The sequence below is a fragment of the Rossellomorea aquimaris genome (assembly GCF_020172085.1).
Classification (GTDB): Bacteria; Bacillota; Bacilli; order Bacillales; family Bacillaceae_B; genus Rossellomorea; species Rossellomorea aquimaris_E.
The window spans coordinates 65,911-91,213 of sequence record NZ_JAIVAT010000006.1 but is presented as its reverse complement, the minus strand read 5'-3'; the positions used below and the strand labels follow the sequence as shown (position 1 = coordinate 91,213).

Annotated in this window: 27 protein-coding genes; 22 read left to right on the top strand and 5 right to left on the bottom strand. The window is 43.7% G+C overall.

Annotated elements, in window-relative coordinates; genetic code table 11:
- Window positions 1-38 precede the first annotated feature (38 nt).
- Genes LCL96_RS12385 through LCL96_RS12360 form a run of 6 tightly spaced genes read left to right on the top strand, consistent with a single transcriptional unit; the run spans window position 39 to window position 7,217 of the window.
- Window positions 39-1,850 carry a sensor histidine kinase gene (locus LCL96_RS12385; protein ID WP_224941787.1) on the top strand — a complete coding sequence of 604 codons (1,812 nt, stop codon included), beginning with the start codon at window positions 39-41 and terminating at the stop codon, window positions 1,848-1,850.
- Complete coding sequence (locus LCL96_RS12380; RefSeq protein WP_224941786.1) at window positions 1,831-3,399, top strand: response regulator; 1,569 nt, start codon at window positions 1,831-1,833, stop codon at window positions 3,397-3,399. The genes LCL96_RS12385 and LCL96_RS12380 overlap by 20 nt, the downstream gene beginning before the upstream one ends.
- 16 nt (window positions 3,400-3,415) lie before the next feature.
- A complete protein-coding gene (locus tag LCL96_RS12375; protein ID WP_224941785.1) occupies window positions 3,416-4,141 on the top strand; it encodes a ThuA domain-containing protein in 726 nt (241 codons plus the stop codon).
- A 14-nt stretch (window positions 4,142-4,155) separates the two neighbouring features.
- Window positions 4,156-5,181, top strand: a complete 1,026-nt coding sequence (locus tag LCL96_RS12370) for a Gfo/Idh/MocA family protein (protein ID WP_224941784.1) — start codon at window positions 4,156-4,158, stop codon at window positions 5,179-5,181.
- Window positions 5,182-5,195: 14 nt separating this feature from the next.
- Window positions 5,196-6,236 (top strand): Gfo/Idh/MocA family protein, encoded by a 1,041-nt coding sequence (locus LCL96_RS12365; protein ID WP_224941783.1) that lies wholly within the window; start codon window positions 5,196-5,198, stop codon window positions 6,234-6,236.
- Window positions 6,237-6,248: 12 nt separating this feature from the next.
- Complete coding sequence (locus tag LCL96_RS12360; RefSeq protein WP_224941782.1) at window positions 6,249-7,217, top strand: sugar phosphate isomerase/epimerase family protein; 969 nt, start codon at window positions 6,249-6,251, stop codon at window positions 7,215-7,217.
- A gap of 259 nt (window positions 7,218-7,476) precedes the next feature.
- Here the strand turns inward: LCL96_RS12360 and LCL96_RS12355 are convergent, their stop codons facing one another.
- Window positions 7,477-8,148 (bottom strand): B3/4 domain-containing protein, encoded by a 672-nt coding sequence (locus tag LCL96_RS12355; RefSeq protein WP_224941781.1) that lies wholly within the window; start codon window positions 8,146-8,148, stop codon window positions 7,477-7,479.
- Window positions 8,149-8,254: 106 nt separating this feature from the next.
- Here LCL96_RS12355 and queG point away from each other — a divergent pair, with 106 nt between their 5' ends.
- The 9 genes from queG (at window position 8,255) to LCL96_RS12310 (ending at window position 17,083) form a co-directional block, all read left to right on the top strand.
- Window positions 8,255-9,388, top strand: a complete 1,134-nt coding sequence (gene queG / locus LCL96_RS12350) for a tRNA epoxyqueuosine(34) reductase QueG (RefSeq protein WP_224941780.1) — start codon at window positions 8,255-8,257, stop codon at window positions 9,386-9,388.
- 92 nt (window positions 9,389-9,480) lie between these two features.
- Complete coding sequence (locus LCL96_RS12345; protein ID WP_224941779.1) at window positions 9,481-10,356, top strand: amidase domain-containing protein; 876 nt, start codon at window positions 9,481-9,483, stop codon at window positions 10,354-10,356.
- Window positions 10,357-10,421: 65 nt separating this feature from the next.
- Window positions 10,422-10,895 (top strand): tRNA (uridine(34)/cytosine(34)/5-carboxymethylaminomethyluridine(34)-2'-O)-methyltransferase TrmL, encoded by a 474-nt coding sequence (gene trmL / locus LCL96_RS12340; protein WP_224941778.1) that lies wholly within the window; start codon window positions 10,422-10,424, stop codon window positions 10,893-10,895.
- A gap of 87 nt (window positions 10,896-10,982) precedes the next feature.
- Window positions 10,983-11,732: an oxygen-insensitive NADPH nitroreductase gene (gene nfsA / locus LCL96_RS12335; protein ID WP_224941777.1), complete on the top strand. Its 750-nt coding sequence runs from the start codon at window positions 10,983-10,985 to the stop codon at window positions 11,730-11,732.
- A gap of 557 nt (window positions 11,733-12,289) precedes the next feature.
- Window positions 12,290-14,185 (top strand): PrkA family serine protein kinase, encoded by a 1,896-nt coding sequence (locus tag LCL96_RS12330; RefSeq protein ID WP_224941776.1) that lies wholly within the window; start codon window positions 12,290-12,292, stop codon window positions 14,183-14,185.
- Between the two features lie 395 nt (window positions 14,186-14,580).
- Entirely contained in the window at window positions 14,581-14,763 is a 183-nt protein-coding gene (locus LCL96_RS12325) for a hypothetical protein (RefSeq protein ID WP_224941775.1), read from the top strand.
- Between the two features lie 76 nt (window positions 14,764-14,839).
- Window positions 14,840-15,013 carry a hypothetical protein gene (locus LCL96_RS12320; RefSeq protein WP_224941774.1) on the top strand — a complete coding sequence of 58 codons (174 nt, stop codon included), beginning with the start codon at window positions 14,840-14,842 and terminating at the stop codon, window positions 15,011-15,013.
- 275 nt (window positions 15,014-15,288) lie between these two features.
- Complete coding sequence (yhbH, locus tag LCL96_RS12315) at window positions 15,289-16,449, top strand: sporulation protein YhbH (RefSeq protein ID WP_397550055.1); 1,161 nt, start codon at window positions 15,289-15,291, stop codon at window positions 16,447-16,449.
- A 142-nt stretch (window positions 16,450-16,591) separates the two neighbouring features.
- The gene (locus tag LCL96_RS12310; protein WP_224941772.1) at window positions 16,592-17,083 is read left to right on the top strand and encodes an STAS domain-containing protein; all 492 of its coding nucleotides are present in this window, start codon (window positions 16,592-16,594) and stop codon (window positions 17,081-17,083) included.
- Between the two features lie 32 nt (window positions 17,084-17,115).
- Here the strand turns inward: LCL96_RS12310 and rpiA are convergent, their stop codons facing one another.
- Window positions 17,116-17,793: a ribose-5-phosphate isomerase RpiA gene (gene rpiA, locus LCL96_RS12305; protein WP_224941771.1), complete on the bottom strand. Its 678-nt coding sequence runs from the start codon at window positions 17,791-17,793 to the stop codon at window positions 17,116-17,118.
- 186 nt (window positions 17,794-17,979) lie between these two features.
- Here rpiA and LCL96_RS12300 point away from each other — a divergent pair, with 186 nt between their 5' ends.
- From LCL96_RS12300 to LCL96_RS12275, 6 genes are all read left to right on the top strand, one after another.
- Entirely contained in the window at window positions 17,980-18,708 is a 729-nt protein-coding gene (locus tag LCL96_RS12300) for an alpha/beta hydrolase (protein WP_224941822.1), read from the top strand.
- Between the two features lie 108 nt (window positions 18,709-18,816).
- Window positions 18,817-19,137 carry a YciI family protein gene (locus tag LCL96_RS12295; RefSeq protein WP_224941770.1) on the top strand — a complete coding sequence of 107 codons (321 nt, stop codon included), beginning with the start codon at window positions 18,817-18,819 and terminating at the stop codon, window positions 19,135-19,137.
- 11 nt (window positions 19,138-19,148) lie between these two features.
- On the top strand, window positions 19,149-20,171 hold the full coding sequence (locus LCL96_RS12290; RefSeq protein ID WP_224941769.1) for a phosphotransferase enzyme family protein: 1,023 nt from the start codon (window positions 19,149-19,151) through the stop codon (window positions 20,169-20,171).
- The gene (locus tag LCL96_RS12285) at window positions 20,168-20,371 is read left to right on the top strand and encodes a hypothetical protein (protein WP_224941768.1); all 204 of its coding nucleotides are present in this window, start codon (window positions 20,168-20,170) and stop codon (window positions 20,369-20,371) included. Before LCL96_RS12290 ends, LCL96_RS12285 begins: the two co-directional genes overlap by 4 nt.
- A 120-nt stretch (window positions 20,372-20,491) precedes the next feature.
- Window positions 20,492-21,298 (top strand): pyrroline-5-carboxylate reductase, encoded by an 807-nt coding sequence (proC, locus tag LCL96_RS12280; protein WP_224941767.1) that lies wholly within the window; start codon window positions 20,492-20,494, stop codon window positions 21,296-21,298.
- A gap of 143 nt (window positions 21,299-21,441) precedes the next feature.
- Window positions 21,442-21,981 carry an NAD(P)H-dependent oxidoreductase gene (locus tag LCL96_RS12275; RefSeq protein WP_224941766.1) on the top strand — a complete coding sequence of 180 codons (540 nt, stop codon included), beginning with the start codon at window positions 21,442-21,444 and terminating at the stop codon, window positions 21,979-21,981.
- Window positions 21,982-22,272: 291 nt separating this feature from the next.
- On the opposite strand, the gene LCL96_RS12270 is transcribed toward LCL96_RS12275, so the two are convergent.
- The 3 genes from LCL96_RS12270 to LCL96_RS12260 all read right to left on the bottom strand — a co-directional run bounded on the left by LCL96_RS12270 (window position 22,273) and on the right by LCL96_RS12260 (window position 24,440).
- Complete coding sequence (locus LCL96_RS12270) at window positions 22,273-22,926, bottom strand: SIMPL domain-containing protein (protein ID WP_224941765.1); 654 nt, start codon at window positions 22,924-22,926, stop codon at window positions 22,273-22,275.
- A gap of 8 nt (window positions 22,927-22,934) precedes the next feature.
- Complete coding sequence (locus LCL96_RS12265) at window positions 22,935-23,399, bottom strand: hypothetical protein (protein WP_224941764.1); 465 nt, start codon at window positions 23,397-23,399, stop codon at window positions 22,935-22,937.
- A gap of 90 nt (window positions 23,400-23,489) precedes the next feature.
- Entirely contained in the window at window positions 23,490-24,440 is a 951-nt protein-coding gene (locus tag LCL96_RS12260; protein WP_224941763.1) for an L-lactate dehydrogenase, read from the bottom strand.
- A gap of 323 nt (window positions 24,441-24,763) precedes the next feature.
- Here LCL96_RS12260 and LCL96_RS12255 point away from each other — a divergent pair, with 323 nt between their 5' ends.
- A complete protein-coding gene (locus LCL96_RS12255; protein ID WP_224941762.1) occupies window positions 24,764-25,300 on the top strand; it encodes a GNAT family N-acetyltransferase in 537 nt (178 codons plus the stop codon).
- The last annotated feature ends 3 nt before the right edge of the window (window positions 25,301-25,303 follow it).

Genomic DNA, 25,303 nt, shown 5'->3' with positions numbered 1-25,303 from the left:
TACTAGTGTATAAGTGAGACCTGGGAGGTCCGTCCCTCATGTTAAAGACAAGCATTCGGAATAAGCTGATTGTGCTGTTGATGATTACGACGATTGTGCCGTTTGGCAGTTCGATCATTATTACATATTTGTATACGAAGGATTCGATAGAGGAGCAGGTAGTGAAGGAGAGCAGTAATCTGCTCTATCAGGGAAAGGTGAATCTTGAGAGCTATATCAACGAACTCAATGGGTTATCCCTGTCCCTCTATAATAATCCAGATTTCATTAATTTCATGAGATCGCCAAGTAAAGAGAATAATTACTTAACAATCGGAATCGTGAAGAATATTGTGCAAACGATTCTCTACACAGGGGATACGATCAACGGGGTGCGTATTTCTTTTGCTGACGGTGACCGGGTCATTTCGGCAACCAAGCGTTCCACCGTTGTATTTTCCAATAGAATAAAAGATTCACAGTGGGAATACTTCAGAAGAGCAGAGCGCAGCCCCTATAATATGTACATTGAACCAGCATACAGCCAGGAAGAGGAAAACATCAACCGTTCCAAGGAAATCATCACGATTCACCGCGCGTTCCGAAACGTTCCGGGAGATGAAGTGCTTGCTTATATTTCTCTGGACATTGCACCTGATAAAATCATCGATTTGAGCCGGAATCTGTACAATCCTGAATCAGAGGAATTTTATCTTCTTTCTTCAGAAGGGGAAATGATTTACAGCTCTGACCGTGACGTATCGGATGATGGAAACAACCAGAAGTGGATTAAGAAGATCCTTGATTCGAAAGATGTTTCAGGAACGCTTGAGTGGGAGGAAGATTCGTTCAGCGGGGTGATGATGTACGATCAATTGCCTGCTTCAGCCGGCGGCTGGTTACTCGTGAAACGGGTATCCTATGCAAACCTTTATGAAAGTGCGTTTAGTGTCGCGAAGATCAATATTTTGTTTGGTGTCCTTGGGTTGACCCTTGTGGTGCTTGCGACTCTGTTTGTTTCATTTAAGATCACCTCTCCGATCCGGATCCTCCTTGCGAATATTCAGGAGGTGGAAAAAGGGAATATGAAGGTAGAGGCTGAATCTTTCGGATTTGATGAAATCGGGATTTTGGGCAATCGGTTTCAGCAGATGATCGAACGGATCAACCATCTGATCAACCGCGAGTATAAGCTCGAACTCGAAAACAAAACCAATCAATTAAAGGTCCTGCAATCGCAGATCAACCCTCATTTTCTTTATAATGCCCTACAGTCGATCGGAACGATTGCGTTAAAGAACAAGGTTCCACAAATTTATTCCTTGATTACTCACTTATCCAAGATCATGAGATATGGGATGAATATGGAGGAGGATGTAGTTCCTCTGAGTAAGGAGATCAATTATACAAACGCCTATCTGCTTTTGCAGAAAGAGAGGTTTGGCGAAAACCTGGAATACCGCGTAGACGTCGAAGAGGAAGTGAAGGAAGTGCTGGTGCCGAAGATGATCCTTCAACCCCTTATCGAGAATTACTTTAAGCACGGGTTTGATATCCGCGATGGAATCGGTCGAATCGATCTAACGTGCTATCAGGAAGGGGAAGAACTGGTGGTAGTCGTCCGTGACAATGGAGTGGGCGTGACGGAAAACAGGCTCCGGGAGATCGAGGAACATTTCAAAGCGAATGCTTGGAATAATACCGGCGAAGAAACCAATATAGGCCTGAAGAATGTGTATGTGAGGTTAAAGCTGTACTTTGACCATCAGGCAACCCTGCTCTTTAATAACCATGAAGAGGGGGGCTTTATGGTCACCATGAGGCTGCCAATACGAATGGAAGGTGAAGCAAATGAAAGCCATCATCATTGACGACGAAAAGCATGTACGCGAAGGATTACTTTTATTAGCGGAGTGGGATAAGCATGGCATCACCACCATCATGGAGGCAGAAGACGGAGACGAAGCCATCGAATTGATCACAAAGCACAGGCCGGAAATCATTTTTACGGACATGAGGATGCCGAAGCGGGATGGAATCACCCTGTTAAAATGGCTGCATGCTTCTGATCTTACAAGTAAAACCATCGTTGTAAGCGGATATGATGACTTTGAATATATGAGAAATGCGATTCAATACAAGAGCTTTGATTACATCCTGAAGCCGATCGAGCCGGATGTACTGAATGAAACCCTTGATAAAGCAGTGATGGAATGGAATGAGCAGGCGCGTTCAAGAAAATCCCAAGTCGAAGAGAATCGTGTCATGAATGAGGTGAAGCCCATTTACTGGGATCGGATTTTTTCCAGTTTATGTGCGAATGAAAGCATGACGGACGAGATGGTGGAAAAGGTAGAAAAAGAGTTTGGCGTTTCATTGCCAAATCTGCAGAAGACAGTGGCTCTGCTGCCTATCAAGCCGATTGTGATGAAGTCGTTTCAAGGGGATCGTGACCTTGCCTTCTTCACCCTCATCAATATTTGCAATGAGCTCCTGCGGAAGCAGAATGATGGGGTGTGCTTCCGTAATAGCAACAAAGAAGAGGAGCTTGTCGTTCTCTTCTGGAATGATAAACATGTGACGTATTTGCTGGAAGAAATCTACTCGTTAATCTATCAATATAGTAAGGTACTGGCTGTCATCGCCCTCGGTGAAAAGTCGAAGAAGGTGAATGCAGCCTACCAATCTGCACTGGAAGTGTATTCGAAGAGCACCTTGATAGAGCAAAAGAAGATTGTAACCCATAAAGATGTGAAGCAAGGTCCCCTTCTCCATTTATTGGATCACTCCAATGAGTTGAAATGGGCGATTCGATCTGGGAGCGAGGAACACGTTCAATCGCAATTGAATGAGATCTTCTCTCTCCTTGAAAGGAAACACACGCTCTCAATCGAACAGCTTCAAGTGTGGGATGATCAATTTAAACAACTACGGAATAATTGGCTGGAAGAATACGAAACCAGGCGCAAAGAACCATTCTACCTCGGCAGTGACTATTGGAATGAAGACGGTTCATTTTCTTACAGGAAATATAAAGATGAAAAGTCCAAAGAATTCATCGATCTGATTCAGACGCTCACACAGGCAAAATATCAGAAGGAAAAAAATAATATGCAGCATATTGCTGAATATCTGCAGCAGCATTATCAGGAAGATATTAATCTTCAAGACATCGCTGACAGGTTCTACTTGAGCAGGGAATACATTTCCCGTAAGTTTAAACAGGATTATGGAGCAACCATCACCGACTACATCACGAATATCCGGATGGAAAAGGCAAAGAAGCTCCTTGAAAACCCTTATTTGAAAATATATGAAGTGGCTTACGGTGTAGGTTATGGGAATGAGAAGTATTTCAGTAAAGTATTTAAGAAACACGCTGGAGTCACGCCAAATGAATACCGGCATGCCCAAATATAAACTCGGAGGTTTTACCATGATTAACGTTACGGTATGGAATGAAAATCGACATGAACAGAAGAATCCGAAGGTTAGGGAAGTGTATCCTGAAGGAATTCATGGTGCCATTGCATCTTTCCTTGGAGAAGCGTCTTACAATGTGAAGACCGCTACACTGGATGAGGGAGATCATGGCCTGACAGAAGAAGTACTGGAGAGCACGGATGTATTGGTATGGTGGGGTCATATCGCCCATGATGAAGTAAAGGATGAAGTCGTTGAACGGGTGAAGCAGCGTGTGCTTGACGGAATGGGGTTGATTGTCCTTCATTCAGGTCATTTCTCGAAAATCTTCAAAACATTGATGGGCACATCCTGTGATTTGAAGTGGCGTGAAGCCGATGAGAAGGAGCGCATCTGGATCGTGGATCCGAGTCATCCGATCACTGCTGGTTTAGGGGAGTATTTCGAGCTTGAAAAAGAAGAAATGTATGGCGAGCATTTTGATATCCCTGCTCCTGATCAGCTTGTAATGGTGAGCTGGTTTGAAGGGGGAGAGGTGTTCAGAAGCGGGTGTACGTATCAGCGTGGAAACGGAAAAGTATTCTACTTCCGTCCTGGACATGAAACGTACCCGACTTATTATAATGAAAATGTTCAAAAGGTCATCGTCAATGCAGTGAAATGGGCATCCCCTGTCGATCATGCAAGACCTGTATACGGAAATGCACAGCCGCTTGAAGAAATCAAAGGGTCTATATAGAGGAGGAAAAAATCATGAATACATTAAAAATCGGAGTAATCGGATGCGGAAGCATCGCAAAACACCGTCATCTTCCTGAGTATGCGAACAATGAAAACGTAGAAGTGGTAGCCGTTTGTGACATCGTCGAGGAGCGTGCATGGAAAATCGCGGATGTTGTAGGTGCGAAGGCGTATACCAATTATAAAGAATTGCTGGCTAATGCTGAAGTCGACGCTGTGAGTGTCTGTACACCAAACTACCTCCATGCACCGATTTCCATCGATGCGTTGAATGCAGGGAAGCATGTATTATGTGAAAAGCCGATGGCCACATCAAGGGAAGAAGCTCAAAGCATGATCGATGCCGCTGATAAAAACGGCAAGAAACTGATGATCGCTCACAATCAGCGCTTTGTTCCTTCTCACCAAAAAGCAAAGCAGCTTATCGAAAGCGGGGAAGTGGGTAAAATCTACAGCTTCCGTTCTGCCTTCGGACACGGTGGACCCGAAGGCTGGAGTGCTGATGGGAAGGATAGCTGGTTCTTTAAAAAGGATGAGGCATTTATAGGGGCCATGGGTGACCTTGGTGTTCACAAAACCGATCTACTTCGTTACATCTTAGGAGAAGAATTTGCAGAAGTCGGTGCCTTCGTTGAGACAAGTGCAAAGGAAAACGCTGATGTAGATGATACAGCTGTCTGCGTATTGAAAACGGAAAACGGAACGATCGGAACCCTCGCAGCAAGCTGGTCCTATGTGTCAAAAGAAGATAACTCGACAATCATTTATGGAGAGAAAGCGATTCTCCGATTAGAAGATGATCCGGTAAACTCCCTTATTGTTCAATATGCAACTGGAGAAATCGTAAAGTATGAGCTTGGCGGCATTCAAACAAATGACGAGGGTGGACAGACGAGTTCACGGGTGATCGATCAATTTGTTGAAAGTATCCTTCATGACGCAGAGCCTCCTGTAACAGGGGAAGAAGGGAAGAAATCGCTGGAAGTGGTTTTATCAGCACTGGAATCAAGTGAAACAAAACGAATTGTAAAGCTATAGAGGTGAAGACAGCCATGACCAAACTCAGGATGGGAGTGATCGGCGTAGGAGGCATAGCCCAAACGCGCCACATCCCTACTTTTATCAAACTATCAGATTCTGTTTCGATTGAAGCGATCAGTGACATCAACCCTCTCACAGCTCAAACTGTGGGAGAAACATTTAATATCCCGAATGTGTTCAGCGATTATCGGGACATGTTCGGACTGGTGGATGCCGTGACGATCTGCACACCGAATAAATTTCATGCAGAGATCACGATTGCGGCCCTCCGTGCAGGTCTTCATGTATTTTGTGAAAAGCCGATGGCGATGACTCCTGAAGAATGCGAAACGATGATTGAAGCGGCAGAGGAATCGGGCAAGGTTCTTGCCATTGCGTATCATTATCGTTTTATGAAGGATTCACGAGCTGCAAAGCGTGTCATCATGGAGAATGAAATCGGTGAGCCCATCGTCGCAAGGGCAAGGGCGATCCGCCGTCGTAAAGTCCCCGGATGGGGAGTATTCACCAACAAGGAACTTCAAGGTGGGGGTAGCTTGATCGACTATGGCTGTCACTTCCTCGATCTTTCCCTATGGCTTCTAGGAAACCCTGAGCCTGTCGAAGTTACGGGTACAACGTATAACAAACTTAGTAGAATGCCAGACCAAGTGAATCAGTGGGGAGACTTTGATAAAGAGAGTTTTGAAGTGGATGACCATGTGACCGCATATATTAAGTTCGATAATGGCGCATCCATGCTCTTTGAAACGTCTTGGTCTGCAAACGTGATGAGCGATGAAGAAAGCATGAGCATTTCAGGGGAAACAGGTGGAATCGATTTATTCCCGTTTCAAATGAACCAGATGAAACACGGCATGCTCCTGAATAGTGAAGCAGATTGGGTACCGGGAGAGGATGACCCAAGTCTCCCTCAGGCCCAAAACTTTATCAACAGCTGTCTTGGATTAGAGGAGCTGATTGTAAAGCCAAAAGAAGCCATGCAGGTATCCGAGATCATCGATGCCATTTACAAAAGCAGTGAAACCGGACAAAGCATCACATTGAAATAGGAGGAAGAGTAAATGAAACTTGGTGTATTTACCGTATTATTCTCACAAAAGAATTTGGAAGAAATGCTCGATTACGTAAAAGAAGCGGGGCTTCACGCTGTGGAAATCGGAACAGGAGGATATCCGGGGAATGCTCACTGTGACCTGGATGCCCTTTTGGAAAGCGAAGAAAAGAGAAATGAATACTTAGAGAAAGTGACGTCAAGAGGTCTGGAAATCAGTGCTTTCAGCTGTCACGGAAATCCGATCTCCCCTGATGCTGCCTTTGCAGAAGAATCACATGCGGCGCTTCAGAAAACGATCAAACTGGCGGGGTTGATGAATGTACCTGTCGTGAACTGTTTCTCAGGAACAGCCGGGGACCATGAAGGGGCTAAGCACCCGAACTGGCCGGTATCCCCATGGCCGAATGAATATGGAGATATTCTTAAGTGGCAATGGGAAGAAAAATTGATTCCTTATTGGAAAGAGATTGGAAAGATTGCAGAATCCAATAACGTGAAAATCGGACTCGAACTGCACGGAGGTTTCCTTGTCCACACACCATATACGTTATTGAAACTTCGTGAAGAAACGTGTGACGCAATCGGTGCAAATCTTGATCCAAGTCACCTGTGGTGGCAGGGAATCGATCCGGTTGCCGCAATTAAGATTCTTGGAAAAGAAAATGCAATCCATCATTTTCACGCAAAGGATACGTATATCGACCAGGACAACGTCAACATGTATGGTCTGACTGATATGCAGCCATACGGCAGCATCCAGACAAGGGCGTGGTCCTTCCGTTCAGTCGGATGTGGACACAGCTTACAAGAATGGTCGGATATGATGAGTGCCCTTCGCACATTCGGATACGATTATGTGGTAAGCATCGAGCATGAGGATCCGATCATGTCGATTGAAGAAGGCTTTGAACGTGCGGTGAAGAATTTGAAGTCCATTTTGATTGAGGAGCAGCCATCGGATATGTGGTGGGTATAGGGTTTGAAGATGAGGGTCCCGTTGTGGGGGCTCTCTTTTTTAATTGAGGGAGTTTCGTTTTCCGCTGGATTATTTGCAAATACCGCCGGATTAAGGACCCTTTCGGCTGGATTCATTCCGTCTCTGGTAAAAGTCGATCAATTGAACCTCCGTCTGCGGATGGTAATGTAGGTTTTATGTATGAAAAGGGAGAATCTTATGCAATTTGTTAAGGGAAGTCAAAAAGCAGAACCCCTGTCATCAGAGGTTCTGCTCTACACTATCCACCAACAACTTCAAACGATCCTTCCCCACCATGAATACTGATAAACATATCCATCAATGATTTGGTGAGTTTCTCACTTTCTTCTATTGAAAGGGATGGATTTAGAAAAATGATTTGGACAGCATTCTTTGTTTCCTCTCCGACAGGTGCACGTTCAGAGTCGACGAAGGGACTGCCGAAAGGTCCGTCCCCGTCACAGGCGACGATGAGGTTTTCCAATGAATTTTCCCGTCCGTTGAGTCCCGTGTATGTTTGGCCTGATTCACCGACTTTCAATCGTAACTGGTCTCCCGATAGTCGCTCTTTGTCGTAGATGCCGATGGGCACTTCGTATTGCAGGGAGAAGAAGTTATTGAGATCAATGGCGGAGTTGATGGTAGTCAGGTAGTTTTGTTTTTTAACCCGGCGGAAAAGTGCCTCGGCTGAATGGCGGTAGCGATTCGGATCTTTGCCTGTTTTTCTGAAAATATCCCTCCAAGCGGAAATGCCTTCAATTTCTGTTACGTTTTTATCATGAAGATCAAAGAAGATGGACTCTTGGAATAGCTGCAGTCTTCCTTTCAGCATTTGAGGGGATGGACCAACTTCTATGTGATGATATTGGATGAATCCCACTTTAAATTCGGGTATTTTACTAGTTATGGATGAATCAATTGTGATTTCCACTTATTTGCCCTCCACATTTGTTTTAAAATAGTTTATCATAATACACATTGCTATTTCATGTGAACGGATTTAGAAGCTTTGAAAAATCAGGAAGGAGGCAGGCGAAATGGACATTGATTTATTAAAGCAGGATATCATTGCGTACAGTAAGGAAATTGGAATTGATAAGATTGGATTTACGGCAGCAGGGGCGTTTTCGGAAATGAAGAATAGGCTTTTACGCCAGGAATTGCTCGGGTATCAATCAGGGTTTGAGGAAAAGGATATTGAAAAGCGGGTGGACCCCTCCTTGATCTTTGATAAGCCGAAATCGATCATCGCCATTGCACTCGCCTATCCTTCCAAGATGAAGAACGCTCCTCTAAGTAAACGGGGAGAGAGAAGAGGGATTTTCTGCCGGGCTTCATGGGGGACGGATTATCACCATGTATTGAGGGATCGACTGTCGAAGCTTGAGGAGTATATCGCCTCGAGAGTACCGGAGGCCCGCTTTAAATCCATGGTGGATACGGGTGAGCTTGTGGATCGGGCCGTAGCAGAGCGTGCGGGCATAGGATGGAGCGGCAAGAACTGTTCCATCATCACGCCTGAATTCGGGTCGTATGTGTATTTAGGGGAAATGGTGACCAATCTTCCTTTTGCCCCGGACACACCGATGGAGGACCAGTGCGGGACATGTAATAAATGCGTGGATGTCTGCCCGACCGGGGCACTGATTGAGGGCGGACAGCTGGATTCTCAGAAATGTATCGCTTTCTTGTCTCAAACAAAGGGTTTCCTTGCTGATGAGTACCGGGTGAAGCTGGGAAATCGCTTGTATGGTTGTGACACCTGTCAAACCGTATGCCCTGAAAATAAGGGGATAGACTTTCATCTGCATGAAGAAATGGAGCCGGATCCGGATATCGGGAAGCCGCTATTAAAACCGCTATTAACGATCAGTAATCGTGAGTTTAAAGAAACGTACGGCCATGTATCAGGATCCTGGAGAGGGAAGAAGCCCATACAGCGAAACGCTATCATTGCCCTTGCCCATTTTAAAGATGAAACTGCTGTAAATGACCTTATTCAGGTTATGGAAAAGGATGTGCGTCCTGTCATAAGGGGGACATCCGCCTGGGCACTCGGTAAAATCGGTGGGGAAAAAGCGGAAGAAGCTCTGTTGAAACGCGAAGCGGTGGAAACAGATGAAGAAGTCATAGCTGAAATCCAAAAGGGTCTTGATTTACTCACACACTAGTTAGAAAGGATGAACTCTTAATGAATGGAGTTCATCCTTTTTTGTTTTGAATATAGAACCGGGAGCATAACAATTAGTGAGGAGGGAAGGCGATGATCAGAAAGCTGTTAATGGAAAAAGTCCATCATGTCATTGATGAATACACGTCTCGCAGCCAGTCAGATTACCAGAGTGACAAAGTGAGAAGGAAGAAAGAATCGTGCAGGCAGCGACACGCAGACATTGTGAAGGTGGATGCAACAGGAAGAGTTCAGCGTATCACACATCAAAGAGATGGGGTTCAAAGCATTTTATATGATGTTCATTATAAATATCTTATTAAGCAGGGAGCATTGCTCTATCTGGAAGAGGAAGTAGAGAATCGGAGTGCGGTCTTTTTTAAAGATAAAATATATGAAGATGGAGAAATCCGGATCCAAAGGGACGAGAGCGTGGAGGGAGAAGACGATGGCCCCCATCAAGAAGAGGACAGAGTGTCGTACAGGTATGATCGACTCAGCGCCGTTCAATATGCCGAACGGTGGTGGAACAGCTACAATCCCGCATACAAGAAGTTTGAGAATGATTGTACGAATTATATTTCACAATGCCTTCATGCAGGCGATGCACCTATGCGAGGGTATCCGACTAAAGGGAAAGGGTGGTGGATGCGAAATCAAAGCTGGAGCTATAGTTGGACTGTCGCAAATTCCTTAAGGTGGTATATTCCGAATTCGACGGTTGGCCTTCGAGGCATTCTAGTAGATGATCCCAATGATTTGAAGCTCGGGGATGTGATTTGCTACGACTTTGAAGGGGATGGACGTTTTGATCATACAACGATCGTCACTGGAAAGGACGCAGCAGGGGAACCCCTCGTGAATGCCCATACCTTCAATAGCCGTATGAGATATTGGAAATATGAAGACTCCACAGCTTATACGCCTAATATGAAATATCGGTTTTTTACGATAGTAGATGACGGCTAAGTATTGTTCTATGAGGAAGAAATGGTATAATGTCACTTAGAGTTTTATGAATGAGGTGACATTACATGGGAGTACATGTTGTATTATATCAACCGGAAATCCCTGCTAATACAGGGAATATTGCAAGAACGTGTGCAGCAACGGATACGACTCTGCACCTGATCCGTCCACTGGGATTCTCGACGGATGATAAAATGTTAAAGCGTGCAGGACTTGATTATTGGCAGTTTGTAAACATTGTTTACTATGATTCATTAGAAGAGTTCTTCGAGAAAAACGATGGCGGGGAATTCTTTTATTTAACCAAATACGGAAAGATCCCTCACACGAATTTTGATTACAGTGTAGAAGACAAAGATTATTTCTTTATTTTTGGACGGGAAACATCCGGGCTTCCAGATGAGATCATCCAGAACAATCTGGACCGTGCCCTCCGCATTCCGATGAATGAAAATGTCCGTTCATTGAACCTTTCCAACACGGCGGCGATTCTCATATACGAAGCATTGAGGCAAAGGAATTATCCGGGACTATTATAAAAAGATGGAATGAAAATCAAATGATTTTCATTCCTTTTTTTATTTAGCTTATACTAAGGGAAGGAATGTGAAGGGAGAGAATACATAATGAACGAAACCATCGAAACGATTCTTAAGCATCGATCCATTCGTCAATTTAAGAATGAGCCATTAACCGAGGAACAAATCCGGACCATTGTCTCGAGTGCCCAGGCTGCGAGTACGTCCAGTTATATTCAGGCATATACCATCATCGGGGTGAAGGATCCTGTTAAAAAGAAGAAGCTTGCAGAGCTCGCAGGTCCACAATCATATGTAGAAGAAAATGGACATTTCTTTGTGTTCTGCGCCGATTTGTACCGCCACGAGAAGATAGGTGAATGGGAAAAGGCAGATGTCATTCCTTCATTAGAAAGCACAGAAAAATTCATGGTGGCCATGATAGACGCTTCACTGGCTGCTCAAAATGCGTCCATTGCCGCTGAATCCATGGGAATGGGCATTTGTTATATCGGTGGAATCCGAAATGATCTGGAAACAGTAAGTGAATTGCTGGGTCTTCCTGATCGAGTCATTCCTTTATTCGGGCTGGCAGTCGGTTTCCCTGAAGGAAATTCTGATGTAAAGCCAAGGCTGCCGATGGAATCCATCTATCATGAAGATTCCTACCAAAGCGATGAGAAATCCATGAAGGAGGGCCTCGACCGCTATGACGAAACCATTTCTGCTTATTATCATGCACGTACAGCAGGGAAACGGTCAGATCGGTGGACTGAGCAGATGGCGAAGATGCTGTCGGGTAAAAAACGGATGTATATGAAGGAGTTTGTGGAGAAGAAAGGGTTTAATAAAAGATAAGCTTATTTGAACCAAAAAAAGAACTGACCTCATTGGGGGTCAGTTCTTTTTCGCTTTTAGTTGTCGCCTCTGAACGAGCCGCCTGCGCTTTAGTATCATCCAGCTCCGGCGGCTAGAGGCTCGAGGTCATAAGATAACCCAACCAAAAAGGCAAAGGGCGCCTTTCCGGTTGGGTTATCTTATGCTTGTCGCCTCTGAACGAGCCGCCTACGCTTTAGTTTGAACCTGGTTTATCATTATATCCAGCAGTGAAAATCGCTACTAAGAACGTTAGAGATACACCTACGATGATTACAGTACCCATGTCTTACAAACCTCCCAGTTTACTTATTCCACAGTCTGTCTTTAGTATAGCCTATTTTTAATTTGATGTGAACGAAAGTTGGATTTTTTTTGCTGTTTTGTGAAAGTTTGAGGGTAGAGTATGTTTTAGCTCCCCCTGTTATAGCCGATATGGACCCTTTGTCTATAATTAATATATCTTCTTAACATGTTCGGGTGAACAAGCGCATAGAGTATATTAATCGTCTCTCATTAAGCGACAGGGGGAGGTCCTTATGGATATTTTAAAAAAAATCGAACATTACCGAGAAGAAGAAGAGAAACTGAAATGGGAAGGGACGTTTGCTCAGTATTTAGACCTGCTGAAAGAGAAGCCTTGGATCGGGCAGTCTGCTCATTCAAGAGTCTTTAATATGATTAAGGATGCCGGGGTCGAGGAGGTCGAGGGGAAACGGAAGTATAAATTCTTCAGCAATCAATTATTTGGCTTAGAAGAGGCGCTGGAAAGACTCGTTGAAGAATACTTCCATCCTGCTGCGAAACGATTAGACGTGAGAAAGAGGATTTTGCTTTTGATGGGTCCTGTCAGTGGAGGGAAGTCGACTCTCGTTTCCATGTTAAAACGGGGACTTGAGCAGTATTCACGGACTGAAAGAGGAGGAGTCTTCTCCATTAAAGGCTGCCCGATGCATGAAGACCCGCTGCATTTGATCCCTCAGCATTTACGTGAAGATTTTTATGAAGAATACGGTATTCGCATTGAAGGAAATCTCTCTCCACTGAATACGATGCGGTTGGAGAAAGAATATCAGGGACGCATTGAAGATGTCCAAGTGGAAAGAGTCTTCTTCTCAGAAGATAAACGTGTTGGAATCGGTACGTTTAGTCCTTCCGATCCAAAGTCACAGGATATTGCCGATTTAACGGGAAGCATTGACTTCTCGACGATTGCTGAATTCGGGTCTGAATCAGATCCGCGTGCGTACCGATTTGACGGGGAATTAAATAAAGCAAACCGCGGTTTGATGGAATTCCAGGAAATGCTGAAATGTGATGAAAAGTTCTTATGGCACTTATTATCTCTTACTCAGGAAGGAAACTTCAAGGCTGGCCGATTTGCCCTGATTTCAGCCGATGAGCTGATTGTGGCTCATACGAATGAAACGGAGTACCGATCCTTCATTTCAAATAAAAAGAATGAGGCCCTGCATTCACGTATCATTGTCATGCCGGTTCCTTATAACCTGAAGGTGACCCAGGAAGAGAAAATATATGAAAAGATGATCAATGAAAGTGATGTCTCAAACGTTCATGTGGCTCCTCATACGTTAAGGGTCGCAGCGATGTTCACGATCCTGACCAGGTTGAAGGAACCGAAACGCGGTGATATTGATCTGATTAAGAAGATGCGCCTGTACGATGGGGAAAACGTGGAAGGCTTCAACTCTGCAGACGTGGATGAAATGAAGAAGGAATACCAGGATGAAGGCATGAGTGGAATCGATCCGCGTTATGTGATCAACCGTATCTCATCTACGATCATCCGCAAAGAGGTGCCGACCATCAATGCGTTGGATGTACTCCGCGCGCTGAAAGAAGGACTGGATCAGCATCCTTCGATTACGAATGAACTTCGCGATAAGTATTTGAACTTTATATCTCTAGCACGTAAAGAGTATGATGATATTGCCAAGAAAGAAGTGCAAAAAGCATTCGTGTATTCATATGAAGAGTCTGCGAAAACGCTTATGGATAACTATCTTGATAATGTTGAGGCGTACTGTAATAAAGCAAAGCTTCATGACCCATTAACGGGTGAAGAGATTAATCCGGATGAAAAGCTGATGCGTTCAATCGAGGAACAGATCGGCATTTCTGAAAATGCGAAGAAAGCATTCCGTGAAGAAATCCTGATCCGTATCTCTGCCTATGCCCGTAAAGGGAAGCGATTCGATTACAATTCACATGACCGTCTGCGTGAAGCAATCCAGAAGAAATTATTTGCTGACTTGAAAGACGTTGTAAAGATCACGACTTCTTCCAAGACACCGGATGAACAGCAGTTGAAGAAAGTGAATGAGGTGGTCGCCCGTCTCATTGATGAACATGGTTATAACTCGACATCTGCCAATGAATTGCTGCGCTATGTGGGAAGCTTATTAAATCGTTAATAAAACCAAAATGAAATCTGGAGGCAGCGGATGCCTCCAGATTTTTTTGTCATGGATCTTTTGTTGTACACATTGTTACTTTGGGATGTAGCGAGTAACGGGTGATTTCTGCTCAAATCAATTTTCGAAACGAAAGTGTTTCACTATAATAGCGTGAATTACAAGATTACTTACACAATATCTTTTTCCTACAGTTGCAGTAACCAATTATAGTTAATAGTACTAATTCTCTTTCTTAACTGATGTCCCTTCACTCTCCGACACACCCTAAATGACAGAGCAATTGCAAACCTTATTCTGTGAATGAATAGCAACAATCTTTGTGAAAAGAGCTTTTATCATAGTTTAATTTTTTCAGCGAAAGGGAAAAGTAGTAGTCAAAGAGGTGAAGAGATATGAGTAAAAGTAAACACGAATTGGATAAGGATTATGAACCGGAGAATGGCTCCATGGCACATGACATGGAAGAGATGAAGCAGTTGGGGAAGCAAATGGACAAGCTCAGAACAAATGAAGAACTGAAAGAAGACAGAAAGCAGCCCGATCCCGTTCAATATAAAAAGCAGGATAAGGAATAGTTGACGGAAAAGTCTGAATATAATAATCTATAGATAGAGAGCTGGGCCCTTTAACAAATGAAGGTGGGTTGATAAGATGTCTTTCGAACCTAAACCTCGGGTAGATGCGGAACCTCTTAACGGAAGCATGGCCTCCAATATGGAGGAAGTCATTAAGTTAGGGAAGCAGATGGAGAAGTTACGTTCCAGTGGCGAACTGAAGTTGCACAATCGAGTGTCAGATCCAGCTCAATATGAAGAAGAAGCTTAATCAGGTGATATTGCCTGGTTATTTTTTTGGTTAAAGGATGCTTTATATAGACAAAGAAGGACCCAAGGACAACCCCTTTGAAAAATAGGCTTGTCCAATCATAAAAGAACCGTTAATTGTCGAAATTATTTGTAAATTTATTAATACTTCTGCATAGGATAGAGTAATCCCCGTTTCACCTCATGGGATACGTGCAGATAAGACAGTCAACATAGTGTATGCAGGAAATTGAAAAAATGTGAAAAAATTTTAAGGAGGGGAATAATTTGAGTCAAATGGATAATCATCAGTTTGTCGTTTCCAAGGAAGATTGGGCCCTCCACCGCAAAGGTCACGATGATCAACAGAGACATCAAGAGAAAGTACAGGATGCCATCCGCAACAATTTACCAGACTTGATCACGGAAGAAAACATTGTCATGTCCAATGGTCGCGACGTCGTCAAAATCCCGATTCGTTCGTTAGATGAGTATAAAATTCGGTATAATTATGATAAGAATAAACATGTCGGGCAGGGAGACGGTGAAAGTCAGGTCGGGGATGTCATTGCAAGGGATGGTTCACCACAGCAGCAGGGTCCTGGAAAAGGTCAAGGGGCCGGAGATAAAGCCGGTGAAGATTATTATGAAGCTGAAGTATCGATGCTTGAGATTGAAGAAGCGTTATTCAGTCAATTGGAACTTCCGAACCTGAAGAAGAAAGAACAGGATGTCCAAACTGTCGAGCACATTGAGTTTAACGATATCCGTAAAACAGGTCTAATGGGGAATATAGATAAGAAGAAGACGATGATGTCTGCCTTTAAGAGAAATGCGATGAAAGGAGCGCCAAGCTTTCATCCGATCTTCACGGAAGATTTGAAATTCAGAACGTGGAATGAAGTGTTGAAGCCAGAATCTAAAGCCGTTGTATTAGCGATGATGGATACAAGTGGCAGTATGGGTGTTTGGGAGAAATATATGGCAAGAAGCTTTTTTTTCTGGATGACCCGATTCTTGCGTACGAAATATGAAACCGTAGAAATTGAATTTATTGCTCATCATACGGAAGCTAAAGTGGTATCAGAAGAGCACTTCTTCTCGAAAGGGGAAAGCGGGGGAACCATTTGTTCATCAGCTTATCGTAAAGCACTGGAGCTGATTGATGGTAAATATCCTCCAAGCCGCTACAACATTTACCCATTCCATTTCTCGGATGGGGATAATCTGACATCTGATAATGTGCGTTGTGTGAAGCTTGTAGAAGAATTAATGAAAGTATCCAGCATGTTTGGTTATGGTGAAGTGAATCAGTATAATCGTCACTCCACGTTGATGTCTGCCTATAAAAATATTAAAAACGACGATTTCCGTTACTACATCCTTAAACAAAAAGCCGATGTATTCCATGCCATGAAGAGTTTCTTTCACAAGGAGCAGGAAAAGGCATTCGCGTGAGAAAAACCAGCCGAAGAGGCTGGTTTTTCACTGTCTTCTATTTATTTGGTTACATACGAAATTATTAGTCAGTTTGATATACAAAGTGCTAAAATAGAGGTAGTTACACACAAAACTATTTTAATTAACGGCGAGGTTCATTATGACAGATGAAAGTCAAATCATTCAGCAACTAAAGCAGGAAATCCAGGACTTGAAAGAACAGCTCACTCAATCTGAGCAGCTGATCATGGACATTTCAGCACCTATCATTCCGTCCATCGTACCTGAGACCATTTTGATTCCTATCACGGGAAGGCTCAGCCCGGAACGCTTTGAAATGATCATTTCAAAGATCTTGAACGCTTCATATGGAGAAGATATTAACACTATCATTGTCGATTTTTCAGCGATTTCAGAGAAGGAAATTGGTGAAATCGAAGTCTTTGGCTCCTATATCGATAACATGGCCAAGGCGATCGGGTTGATGGGAATCGAAACCCTCTTTGTAGGTTTCACACCATCCCTTACTCAAGTGATGATCAATTCCGGTATAACAGAACTTAATGGAATCAAAACCTTTTTGACGTTTCGGACAGCTTTACAATATTTAATGGTTGAGAAAGACTTAACATTTAAAAAAACCAATCAATAAAAACCAGTCATGTTGACTGGTTTTTATTTGGATTATTCCCTTGCTTCGAGGATCTCCACTCCATTTTCTTTTCCTACAATCACTACATCAGCCATATCAATGAAGAGGCCCGTCTCCACAACACCTAATAATTGTTTCAAATGATGGTGCAGGGTGGATGGATGCTCAATTTTCGAGAAGTGGCAATCTATGATATAGTTCCCGTTATCAGAAAGGAAAATATGGTTATCTTTCTTCCTTAGAACCGGCGTGCATCCTAAATCAGCCAGTGATCGGAAAGTCATTTCCCATCCAAAGGGGATCACTTCGACAGGAAGGGGAAAGGCACCGAGCATAGGAACTTTTTTAGACTCATCCACTACGACTATGAATTTCTTAGTAAATGCATCAACGAACTTCTCTCTTACCAATGCACCGCCCCCACCTTTGATTAATTGGAACGCTGGATCGACTTCATCTGCACCATCGATTGAGAGATCCAACTCTTTTACTTCGGAGAAGGTGGTCAATGGAATGCCGGCTTCATTTGCCAGTCGCTCTGTTCCAGTCGAAGAGGGGATGGCCTTGATTTGTAACCCTTGGGATACAAGCTCCCCTATTTTTTGAATTGTCCAATAAACGGTCGATCCAGATCCTAATCCGATGGTCATGCCGTCTTTTATATATTCCGCTGCCTTTTCGCCGGCTGCTATTTTTGCCACGTTATCCACATTAAATGCTCCTTCCGTATGTATTCATCGTTTAAATAGCATTTTATACTAGAATTAACATGAATGAAAGAAGGCAAGAGTGTATGATAAGATTCGTGGTCAAGTGTTGATTGGTCACTTTTTGTATGAGTGTATGTCAGAAAACATCATAACGCAGTGTGTAAAGGGGTGAAAGCATTGAAAAAAGTGCTGAAGTGGATAGGGATTGTGATTCTTGCAGTTGTCTTAGTTGGTTTTCTCGGTTTTTATATTTGGTCCGAACAAACTTATTCTGCAACAGAAGAATTGTTGAATAAAGTCAAAATGGATGAGGATCCTTTGATTAAAGAAAAAAATGACTGGCTGATATTTAACAGTGAAGATCCAAATGGAAAAGGTCTGATCCTTTATCCAGGGGCAAAGGTTGAAGTAGAGGCATATGGATACATCGGGAAGTCTTTATCCGAAAAGGGATATACCGTCGTCATTCCTAAGATGCCCTTTCATATTGCATTTTTGGGGATAAATGAATCTGAACAAATCATGGACGACTTTGATGAATCGCTTGATTGGTATGTGTCTGGTCACTCTTTAGGCGGTGTGGCAGCAGCTTCGTATGCCTATGAACATCAAAGTGATGTAAACGGGGTGATCTTCCTTGCTTCATATCCAGTAAAATCGTCGGACTTTTCCGAGGGTAACCTGCCTATGCTCAGTATCTATGCGGAAAAAGATGGTCTTACCACCGGGGAAGATATTGAAGAAAGTAAAGCATTATTGCCGTCCACTGCGACCTTTCATCAAATTAAAGGGGGGAATCATGCTGGATTCGGTGTCTACGGTCCTCAGAAAGGAGACCGGAAAGCAAGTATTCCTGTCTGGGAGCAACAGGATGAAATCATTCAGACGATGAACAGGTGGATGAAAGAACACTAATATAGGATCTGAAAGCTGTTGAGGTATTCTCAATGGCTTTTTCTGTCTGTGGAAAAAGGATTCTCTATTACCAAAGTCGTATATGTATGGGGGAAGGGAGTGTAGGAAATGGAATACATTTATGTGTTAAAGCTGATTCCCCGCTTGCATCAGGAGGGAAGCTGGACCGTCGAGGATGAAGGGATCGTTCAACGTCATTTTATTAGACTGAAGGAGATGACCGAATCCGGTCAGGTGATCCTTGCGGGAAGAACGTTGAATGAAGAAGAAAATGCCTTTGGAATCGTGGTATTCGAAGCAGATGATGAGAAGCAGGCAATGATCATGATGGAAGACGATCCCGCTGTGAAGGAAGGGATCATGACGGCAGAACTATTCCCTTACCGGGTGGCGCTTCTCAGGAATCAAAACAATAACATGTCAGAGTAGGAGAATCCAAGATGGAAAAATGGATTGAAGAGCTATTTACAGAGGATTTGTTAAGAGATGCCGCGTCGCGTTTCAGCTGTGACGCGACAAGTGCAAAGAAGCTTGGTGATTTCGAAAATTATGTATTTGAAGTGCATAAGGGAGGGGTTCCTTATATCCTCCGTCTGACCCACAGTTCCCATCGCTCCAAAGAAGAAGTGGAGGCAGAGCTGAAATGGATCAATTATTTACATAAAAATGGTGTGCATGTCTCCCTAGTGAATGATTCGGACAAAGGAAATCTAGTAGAAGTCTTCAATACAGGTGAAACATCCTTTATTGTTTGTTTATTTGATAAAGCTCCAGGAGGTCCTGTGAAGATCAATGACCCATTATTTGATGAACAACTTTTTTACAAATGGGGAAAACTTACAGGGCATATGCATAGGGTTACAAAAGGATACAATCAGAATGAGAATAGACGGAATCGCTGGGATCAGGATGATGTGCTTGATTACGAGAAATATTTATCGTTAAAAGAAGACAAGGATATTATTGAAAAAGGTCATCGAAATAAAGAAAGAATCAGGGGATTCGTTGAGACGCAAGACACGTTTGGTCTCATTCATTCGGATATCCATCCGGGAAATTTCTTCTATCATGAAGGTGATCTACATGTGTTTGACTTTGATGATAGTACAGAATTCTTTTTTATAAGTGATGTGGCCATCCCGCTGTATTATTCGGTATGGTGGAAGTTTCGAAATGACACGCTCGAAAACCGAAGTGAGTTCGGAGAAAGATTCCTCATTGCGTTTCTACAAGGATACAGGACGGAATGTGAAATCCAGGATGAATGGGTCAAGCGCATTCCCCATTTTCTGCTTCTGAGGGACCTGACTCTGTACACAGTTTTCCATAAGAAATGGGATCTGACGAATATGTCAGAAGGAGAAGAGTCTTTGTTGTCTCAGATAAGTGAGAGACTACATAAGGATGAACCGATCGTCGAACTGGATTATGGGAAAATCATTGATGTAGTCCGGGCAAGATGATCTGGGCTTTACTGATTAGCGGAGTCATCATCGGGTTATTAGTCAGACTGATGAAGTCGACCTTCAAAAGTGGTTACGGCATGTCAGACGACTTGTTTAAGAATCCGGTGTATGTGAAAACCTGCTATCATTGTCATAAGAAAGTTCCAAAGGATTATATCAAATCCCTCTGTCCACACTGTGGGAAGCTGGTGGAATGATGAGAGACTTAAAGGTGCAGGCCTTTAAGTCTTTTTTTTAGGAGGGGGAAACATTTCTTTAAGGCTGAAAGTTTGATATGATGCTAAAGACTGTTTACATACATACGTGAGGTGAAAGAAATGGATAAAACCATTGGATTTATTGGATGTGGAAATATGGCACGTGCCATCATGGGAGGGATATTGAAGTCCGGGCTAGTGGATGGACAATCCGTCCGAGCGAGTGCCCGTACAGAAGCCACCGTCGCAGAGGTTGAAGAACAATTCGGAGTGAAAACGACAAAAGATAACCAGAGTGTAGCTGCTTTTTCAGATATCGTATTCCTGGCGGTGAAACCAGATCAATACAGAGAACTGATCGAAGAAATCAAAGGTTCCCTGAAAGAGGATGCCATCATCATTACGATTGCTGCAGGGATTACGATTAAATGGATGGAAGAACAGATTTCCCCTGAAGCCAAAATCGTACGGACCATGCCGAATACTCCATCTCTTGTTGGAGAAGGAATGACGGCCTATTGTGTGAACGAGGTAGTAACCGATGCGGATCTTGAAGACGTTCAGGCAATCCTTGATAGCTTTGGAAAGGCGGAAAGGGTGGACGAAAGCTTGATGGATGCCATACCTGCCGTAAGTGGTTCATCCCCTGCATACGTGTTTATGTTCATCGAGGCACTTGCTGATGGAGCCGTCCTCCAGGGAATTCCTAGAAAACAGGCTTATCAGCTGGCAGCACAGGCTGTACTTGGAGCCGCGAAAATGGTACTTGAAACCGGCACTCATCCCGGAGAACTGAAGGATGCCGTTTGTTCACCAGGCGGAGCAACAATTGAAGCAGTGGCGGCACTGGAGAAACATCAGTTTAAAGGAGCTGTATTATCTGCAATGGAAGCTTGCGGGAGAAAATCAAAGTCTTTGGGTGAATAGGGCTTGAGGTAAATGATTAATTCGTAGCTAACCAAGAAGTTTTCATATTGGAAAATAAAAAAATAAAAATTTTTACGATAATATTTGTATGTGCAAATGAAACTGTGCTATTATTTGTATATGCAAATAAGGAGGTAGGCAATATGAAAACATTAGTGTTGGTTGGACATCCAAATATTGAAGAATCCAGAATGAATAAAGCCTGGGCAGGGAGACTTGAGAAGGAAGAGGACGTCACTGTCCATCATCTATATAAAGAATATCCTGATATGAGAATTGACGTTGAAAAAGAACAAAGTTTGTTGTTAGAACATGACCGCATCGTATTCCAATTTCCGTTCTTCTGGTACAGCACCCCAGCCATCTTAAAAGAATGGCAGGATCAAGTGCTGGCATACGGCTGGGCGTACGGTTCAGAAGGGACGAAGTTGCATGGCAAGGAATTCATGGTTGTCACCTCAACAGGAGGACCAGGTGGGGCATACCGATCTGGAGGCTTCAATCATTATTCCATGAGTGAACTATTGAAGCCATTGCAGGCAACGGCTAATCTTACTGGAATGAGATTTCTGCCTTCTTATGTCGAGCATGGAGTTCGGATGTTGAGTGATGATGAAGTCGCCATCTCTGCCGATCAAGTGGCTCGTTATGTGGTTGATGGGGATTTGAAGAGCGGCCGGTAGAGGATCGGATCTTTTTGAGCGACTGTTGGGTTATTTTGGTTATTCATGGGATTTGACGCAATTACTTTAGAAAATGACGCAAAAACATGTGAAATGACGCAAAAAATTTTAAAATGACGCAATTATGTAATAAACGACGCAAATCGTTCTATCCCGCTTCTCCACAAGAAGGGTAGGGATCTAGATCTAGCCATGATCAAACCATTCAACTAGCACTATTGAGGACCCCTTCATCAAAAGGTCCGTCCCTCAAAAAAACTGCCTCAGTAGGAATCTACTTTGGCAGTTTTTTTAATGAGTCCTGAATTCCACTGTAATGATGGCGGTGACGGCAATCTGGCCGGGCTGGACGGCTGTACTTTCGTCAGCTGCCTTTAGATAGGCGGTGTTCATATAGGGCGCGGCCACGGGTCGGGATTGTTCCGTAATGGACTTTGGCTTAGGATTGAGCTGTTGATTTGACTGGCTTGATAATGTGAGTGCTTTTTGGTATGCCTCCTGGTAGGCTAAAGCGAGAGCATGTCGGTAGGATTCTATCGGTTCCGACTGGACGAATTGAATGTTTTCTACACGATTGGCTCCGCTTTTTATTGCATCATCGATGATTTCTCCGACGTGTTCGATGGTTTTGATGGTCACCCTGAATACCTGTCGGACTTCATATCCTTTGAACGTTTGTTTACCATCCTCGTAATTGTATTGAGGAAACACTTGATAATTGGACGTCTGGATGTCTTCTTTTGCGACACCATTGTTTAGCAGGGACTGAACGACTTTACTCGAAAGTTGCTGATTCTGACTCTGTGCGGTTTCAAGATTTTGATCATTCGTGACAATACCGATCGAGACGACGGCTTGATCCGGATCGACATAAAGTGTGTGCTCCCCGCTGACAGTTATGGTGCCATTCGTGTTAGTGGTACGATAGTATGGATAAGAGTACATGACGAACCCTACACACACGTAAAGGATTCAATTTTATCCAAATCGATACCGAAGTAAACCCAGGTGAATCCGATCCATCTCCATCCGGCAATGGAGCGGCGTCCCACATATACCGGGTAGAACCAGAATGAATCTCTTCTTAGCCATATATACGTGTAGCGGAATAAACATCTTCTGATGGCACCTGGATCTACTGCATACAAACTCGGTCCACCTTGCGTTCCTTGCATTGCCGTTTTTTGTGGTTGGAAGTTCGGAGGTGGGCCTGGTGGTTGGTTTTGTCCGCCTTGTCCGCCAGATGGTGGTGGTGAGCTTGGTGCACCTTGTCCTCCGCCTGGGAAACCGGGAATGCCAGGGAAGCCCCCGCCGGAACCTTGGCCACCTCCTGGGAAACCAGGGAAGCCTCCACCGGATCCCTGTCCTCCTCCGGGAAAACCGGGTAAGCCGGGGAATATTGATCTGTGATCGTACATAGAAGAACCTCCTCATAAAGAATTCTCTTTATCTTATGAGGAGGCGGGATGGGCGTGCGTGTCTGATTCATGATGTTAGTAGTGTGTGAATTACGATTCCAATGCTTTTTTCATGACGTTTTTCAATGTTTCCGCTGAATGGGTGAACTGAGCCATTTCTTCCTCGTTCAAGGGAAGTTCGACGACTTTTCGTATTCCCTCGCGATTGATGATGGCAGGGACACCAATGTAGATATCATCCTGATCATATTCTCCTTCGAGGAGTGCAGAAACGGTAAGGATGCTGTTTTCATTATTAAAGATGGCCTTTGTGATCCGGGCAAGCCCCATCGCGATGCCATAATAGGTTGCCCCTTTGCGCTCGATGATGTGATAGGCTGCGTCCCTTACATTCACAAAGATGTCATCGAGTTCTTTTTGGACACTGTCCTGCTTCCTGTCAATCAATTCGTTTAACTGGCTTGCGCCTATGGTTGTATGACTCCATACCGGGAATTCCGTGTCGCCGTGTTCTCCCATGATGTAGGCATGGATGTTTCGTGTATCTATGTCAAAATGCTCTCCCACTAAGTAGCGGAGTCTTGCGGTATCAAGAATCGTTCCGGAACCGATCACCCTTTCTTTCGGCAGGCCGGAGAATTTCCACGTCGCATACGTCAAGATATCGACTGGGTTTGTCGCCACGAGGAAGATTCCGTTGAAACCGCTCGCCATGACAGATTCTACGATGTTTTTGAATATTTTTATATTCTTCTCGACAAGGTCCAGACGTGTTTCACCTGGCTGCTGGTTAGCCCCGGCAGTGATGACAACTAAATCAGCGTCTTTGCAATCACTGTAATCCCCGGCTGAAATCTTCATTGGAGAAGCAAAAGCGAGGCCGTGATTCAAATCCCGTGCATCTCCGTCGGCCTTCTCTTTATTCAGATCAATCATTACGAGCTCATGGGCGATTCCTTGATTGAGAAGAGCGAAGGCATAACTGGAACCAACAAATCCTGTACCGATTAGTGCTACTTTGTTTGTGCATTTGATTGTCATTTGTCATCACCTATTCGTTAATAATTTTTTCCATCCTCCGGTTAAAACAGTCGGGGATATGAAGAGTACAATGAAGCTGCTGTCATATTGTGAAAAACTTCACAATATAATCATACCATGATTCCTAACAATATTCTATTCCTAAACGTATCATATCATATCTATTTGTGAATTAATTCACAAACTTGTCAAACTTAAAGGGACGGACCTTGATTCCTAGGACCTGGTCCTAGGAATCAAGGTCCGTCCCTCAAAAAAAGGGTTTTGGCTTGTGGGTGATGAATGTATAGAGGTAAAGATGAGTTGATGGAGGTGTGCGAACGATGAATGTTATGAGTGGGGCTTTTAATGTCCGTCCGTTAGAGGATAGGGATAAGTACACGATTTCGAGGTGGTTATCGGACCCCTCGGTTTTGGAGTTTTATGAAGGAAGGGATCGTTCTTTCACTCCTCAGATGGTGGAGGAGAAATTCTTTTCAGACAGGGGAGTAATGAGCTGTCTCGTAGAGTATGAAGGAAATGAAATCGGTTATCTTCAATATTATCAACTTGATGAGGAAACGATGATTCGATACGGCTATACGAATCTGGATGAAGTGATTTACGGCACAGATCAATTCATCGGTGAAACGGAGTATTGGAACAAAGGAGTCGGTACCCAGCTCATTCGCACTGTTGTGGAATATTTGCTTCAAAAGGAGGGGGTCCATCGCCTTGTGATGGATCCAATGACGTGGAACACAAGGGCTATCCGCTGCTATGAGAAATGTGGATACAGTAAGGCAAGAATACTTCGGGAGCATGAGCTTCATGAAGGGGAATACCATGATGCCTGGTTGATGGAGTTCATACCTGAGTAAATA

What these genes read in the sequence shown, in the direction of transcription:
- LCL96_RS12375 (WP_224941785.1), top strand. Translation starts at nt 3,416, where the DNA reads ATGATTAACGTTACGGTATGGAATGAAAATCGACATGAACAGAAGAAT.
- LCL96_RS12320 (WP_224941774.1), top strand. Translation starts at nt 14,840, where the DNA reads ATGTCTTTCGAACCTAAACCTCGGGTAGATGCGGAACCTCTTAACGGA.
- LCL96_RS12290 (WP_224941769.1), top strand. Translation starts at nt 19,149, where the DNA reads ATGGAAAAATGGATTGAAGAGCTATTTACAGAGGATTTGTTAAGAGAT.
- LCL96_RS12325 (WP_224941775.1), top strand. Translation starts at nt 14,581, where the DNA reads ATGAGTAAAAGTAAACACGAATTGGATAAGGATTATGAACCGGAGAAT.
- LCL96_RS12275 (WP_224941766.1), top strand. Translation starts at nt 21,442, where the DNA reads ATGAAAACATTAGTGTTGGTTGGACATCCAAATATTGAAGAATCCAGA.
- LCL96_RS12365 (WP_224941783.1), top strand. Translation starts at nt 5,196, where the DNA reads ATGACCAAACTCAGGATGGGAGTGATCGGCGTAGGAGGCATAGCCCAA.
- nfsA (WP_224941777.1), top strand. Translation starts at nt 10,983, where the DNA reads ATGAACGAAACCATCGAAACGATTCTTAAGCATCGATCCATTCGTCAA.
- LCL96_RS12370 (WP_224941784.1), top strand. Translation starts at nt 4,156, where the DNA reads ATGAATACATTAAAAATCGGAGTAATCGGATGCGGAAGCATCGCAAAA.
- LCL96_RS12270 (WP_224941765.1), bottom strand. Translation starts at nt 22,926, where the DNA reads ATGTACTCTTATCCATACTATCGTACCACTAACACGAATGGCACCATA.
- LCL96_RS12265 (WP_224941764.1), bottom strand. Translation starts at nt 23,399, where the DNA reads ATGTACGATCACAGATCAATATTCCCCGGCTTACCCGGTTTTCCCGGA.
- LCL96_RS12295 (WP_224941770.1), top strand. Translation starts at nt 18,817, where the DNA reads ATGGAATACATTTATGTGTTAAAGCTGATTCCCCGCTTGCATCAGGAG.
- LCL96_RS12255 (WP_224941762.1), top strand. Translation starts at nt 24,764, where the DNA reads ATGAATGTTATGAGTGGGGCTTTTAATGTCCGTCCGTTAGAGGATAGG.
- LCL96_RS12385 (WP_224941787.1), top strand. Translation starts at nt 39, where the DNA reads ATGTTAAAGACAAGCATTCGGAATAAGCTGATTGTGCTGTTGATGATT.
- LCL96_RS12330 (WP_224941776.1), top strand. Translation starts at nt 12,290, where the DNA reads ATGGATATTTTAAAAAAAATCGAACATTACCGAGAAGAAGAAGAGAAA.
- yhbH (WP_397550055.1), top strand. Translation starts at nt 15,289, where the DNA reads ATGGATAATCATCAGTTTGTCGTTTCCAAGGAAGATTGGGCCCTCCAC.
- LCL96_RS12260 (WP_224941763.1), bottom strand. Translation starts at nt 24,440, where the DNA reads ATGACAATCAAATGCACAAACAAAGTAGCACTAATCGGTACAGGATTT.
- LCL96_RS12360 (WP_224941782.1), top strand. Translation starts at nt 6,249, where the DNA reads ATGAAACTTGGTGTATTTACCGTATTATTCTCACAAAAGAATTTGGAA.
- queG (WP_224941780.1), top strand. Translation starts at nt 8,255, where the DNA reads ATGGACATTGATTTATTAAAGCAGGATATCATTGCGTACAGTAAGGAA.
- LCL96_RS12285 (WP_224941768.1), top strand. Translation starts at nt 20,168, where the DNA reads ATGATCTGGGCTTTACTGATTAGCGGAGTCATCATCGGGTTATTAGTC.
- LCL96_RS12310 (WP_224941772.1), top strand. Translation starts at nt 16,592, where the DNA reads ATGACAGATGAAAGTCAAATCATTCAGCAACTAAAGCAGGAAATCCAG.
- trmL (WP_224941778.1), top strand. Translation starts at nt 10,422, where the DNA reads ATGGGAGTACATGTTGTATTATATCAACCGGAAATCCCTGCTAATACA.
- LCL96_RS12345 (WP_224941779.1), top strand. Translation starts at nt 9,481, where the DNA reads ATGATCAGAAAGCTGTTAATGGAAAAAGTCCATCATGTCATTGATGAA.
- proC (WP_224941767.1), top strand. Translation starts at nt 20,492, where the DNA reads ATGGATAAAACCATTGGATTTATTGGATGTGGAAATATGGCACGTGCC.
- LCL96_RS12380 (WP_224941786.1), top strand. Translation starts at nt 1,831, where the DNA reads ATGAAAGCCATCATCATTGACGACGAAAAGCATGTACGCGAAGGATTA.